The sequence below is a fragment of the Bartonella sp. CE47NXGY genome, assembly GCF_042195415.1.
Taxonomy (GTDB): domain Bacteria; phylum Pseudomonadota; class Alphaproteobacteria; order Rhizobiales; family Rhizobiaceae; genus Bartonella.
Genome location: NZ_JBHIOI010000166.1, coordinates 1 through 1,084, shown reverse-complemented (window position 1 = coordinate 1,084; position 1,084 = coordinate 1). Strand labels below are relative to the sequence as shown.

General features: G+C 36.7%; 1 protein-coding gene and 2 pseudogenes. 2 read left to right on the top strand and 1 reads right to left on the bottom strand.

Features of this window, described 5'->3' with window-relative positions; all coding sequences use genetic code 11:
• The first annotated feature begins 287 nt into the window (after nt 1-287).
• Nucleotides 288-568 (top strand): annotated as a pseudogene (locus ACFIL3_RS10430) (type II toxin-antitoxin system RelE/ParE family toxin).
• A 17-nt stretch (nt 569-585) separates the two neighbouring features.
• Entirely contained in the window at nt 586-885 is a 300-nt protein-coding gene (locus ACFIL3_RS10425) for a HigA family addiction module antitoxin (RefSeq protein WP_183194585.1), read from the top strand.
• Between the two features lie 52 nt (nt 886-937).
• Here ACFIL3_RS10425 and ACFIL3_RS10420 read toward each other — a convergent pair.
• Nucleotides 938-1,084 (bottom strand): annotated as a pseudogene (locus tag ACFIL3_RS10420) (integrase); the annotation flags it as partial.

The window sequence follows — 1,084 nt, the reverse complement described above, 5'->3', positions numbered from 1 at the left end:
ATCCCGCACCTTGAAAAAACACACATGAAATCAATAAGTTATAGCACCATAAAAGTGCTGTGGCGGAGGGGGTGGGAATGCTACATTTATATGCAATCAATAACTTATATAAAGGTAAGGGAATTTTAATTCCATTGATTTTATTAACTTATTTTTATGTCTATCCCGAACTTTTTTATAGCTTATTCTCAATCATTTTATCCAAATATGTAATCAGATTTTCCAGTATCTTACTTGACTCTTATTTTTATAAATCGTATAGTAATAGTATACGATAAGGGGTGCTAATGGCAATTGTGAGTTTCAGACATAAGGGCTTAAAATTATTTTATACAACAGGTTCCACAAAAGCTATTCGACCAGATCACTTAAAAAATTACGCGTTATCTTAACGGCTTTAACAAGTGCTACCACGCCCGAAATGTTGAAAGCACCTGCCTTTAAAATGCATCCTCTTAAAGGTGAACTTACAGGATACTATTCTATATGGGTGAATGGAAATTGGCGTGTTACTTTTCGCTTTATAGGAACAGATGTGGAGCTTGTTGATTATCAAGATTACCATTGATGAAAGGAACGAAAATAATGATGCATAACCCCGCACATCCGGGCGAAGTTCTAAAAGTAGCTTTCTTAGACGAAATGGGGATAACAATACAAAAGTTAGCTAATCATCTCCATATGACAAGAGCTTCTCTATCAAGAGTGATTAACGGACATGCCTCTATGAGTACCGAACTTGCAGTGAAATTAGAACTAGCTGGTTTTAGTAAAGCGAAATTTTGGCTGGATATGCAAACAAATTATAATTTATGGCAAACAATGCAACAGACACAACCACCTATTTCTCCTCTGGTTTCTGAAGCACATCAAACGTCGCTGTGATTTCGTTTATAATTTTGACGGGGCTTTAGTTTTTTAGCTTCCGCCCGTTGCTCTAACCTTTTTGAAGTTTTTTAATGGCTTCTATTGCAAGGCGTTTTCTATCGGCTGTTTTGGTATAAAGAGATGCCATTTTATCTTCTGTCCAGCCAAAAAGCGCTTTCATTTGCGAAACTGTCGCACCAGCATTGGCTGCACGTGT

What these genes read in the sequence shown, in the direction of transcription:
- ACFIL3_RS10425 (WP_183194585.1), top strand. Translation starts at nt 586, where the DNA reads ATGATGCATAACCCCGCACATCCGGGCGAAGTTCTAAAAGTAGCTTTC.